Origin of the sequence: Streptomyces sp. NPDC052107 (assembly GCF_040680215.1) — a bacterium.
GTDB lineage: Bacteria > Actinomycetota > Actinomycetes > Streptomycetales > Streptomycetaceae > Streptomyces.
Genome location: NZ_JBFAWG010000270.1, coordinates 1 through 1,628 on the forward strand (window position 1 = coordinate 1; position 1,628 = coordinate 1,628).

General features: G+C 67.9%; 1 protein-coding gene. It reads right to left on the bottom strand.

Going from position 1 to position 1,628, the window contains the following annotated elements:
• Window positions 1-37: 37 nt before the first annotated feature.
• A complete protein-coding gene (locus AB0M27_RS47725; RefSeq protein WP_365732450.1) occupies window positions 38-1,579 on the bottom strand; it encodes an ISL3 family transposase in 1,542 nt (513 codons plus the stop codon).
• Window positions 1,580-1,628 lie beyond the last annotated feature (49 nt).

Sequence of the window (1,628 nt, forward strand, 5' to 3'; positions counted from 1 at the left end):
GGCCCTGTCTCACTTTCGGTGGTGACGTAGCGTGCTGTTATCCAAGGAGGATGCGGTGGCGGAGCAGGGTGAAGCCTGCTCGTCCGTGCATCTGGCGCGCGATCCGCTTGGTCTTCGTGTTGACCCCCTCTGTGGGACCGTTGCTGTACGGAAGCGTGAGGGCGGCGTTTACGGCGTCGCGGTCTCGTTCCAGGCCTCGAGCGAAGGCATGCAGGTGGGGCAGATTGGCGCCGCGGACCTGGCTGGCCCAGTGCGTGAGTCCGTCTGCATTGTCGGCGTGGGGCACAAGGAGCGGGGCGAAGTCCCTGACGCTGACAGCCAGTTGGGTCATCTCAGGGCAGGCGGCGGTGAGCTTGGCCAGGAGCTCGTGTTGCTCGGCTTTGAGGTTGTCGGGCCTGGTCAGCAGCATCCGGGCGAGCCTGCGCGGGGAGATATGGCTGCGGTCGGCGTCCGCACGGCCCTGGTTGATGTACTTGTGCAGGAGGTTCAGGCAGCCCGTGAAGCCGAGGGCCTTGATCTCTTCGAAGAGGTGCAGGACGGGGACGCCGGGGTCCTCGGCCCGGCGTTTGCGCAGGTGCTCACGGTAGGGATCGACAAGGCTGGCACGGTACTTGGGCACGCGGAGCATACGCTCGGGCCGGTCGGCGCGGGCATAGCGTTTGACGGTATTCAGGGCCAGTTGCAGGCGGCGAGCGCATTCGAGCAGACCCACGCCCTGGTCGAGCAGGCCGTGGACCTGGTGCCAGCGTTCGAGGGTGGTCTGGGCGCGGGGCCCGTCGTAGATGGGCGCGTCCAGTACGGTGGCCCAGCAGCTGCTGTGCGCCTTGACCTCGCTCAGGGCAACTTCGCACAGGTTGTGCCACACATGCCAGCGATCGGCGACCTGGACCGCGTCGGGCAGAGCGCGCCGGATGGCCTCGGCGTAGGTGGCGGAGCCGTCGCGGCACACGACCTCGACGCCCGGACGCTCGCGCAGCCACGTCTCGAGGGTGTCGGCCGTGCGGTCGGGCAGCACGTCGATCCGCTCATGGGTCTCGGCGTTGATGATCACGGTGGCGTAGCGGTGCCGCCGGCGCAGCGCGAAGTCGTCGACGCCGATCACACGGGGCACCCGCCCGACGGGCAGCGGGATCCGCAGCAGCGTGCGCAGAGCCGTGTGACGCGACAGGCCCACCGCGAGTATCGCCAGTAAACGCGCCCCGGCTCGGCCCGCTAACTCCTTGACTACGGCCTTGATTTGCCTGGTCAGGCGGACGGTTCGTCGCTGGTATCGGTCCAGCACTCCGGGCACCTGCTCGCGGAAGGTGTGGCGGCAGCCGCGCGTGGGACACACCAGACGCCGCACCCTCACACGGACCACCACCCGTCGTTCATCGACCGGCACGTCGGCCACCGTCCGCCAGTGATAGCCGTGCACGCGTCCCGACGAGGCCCCGCACACCGGACAGACCGCAGTGTCCCGCGGAGTTTGTGCCCGCACCACGATCCGCTCACCTTCGTCGACCACATCCTCGATGACCAGCGGGGACAGGCCCGAGAACACCGTCTGCACGAGCTCGTTGACATCCTTCACGCGAATGTCAACGACCCCCACCACTTTCCGTCACCACCGAATGTGAGACAGGGCC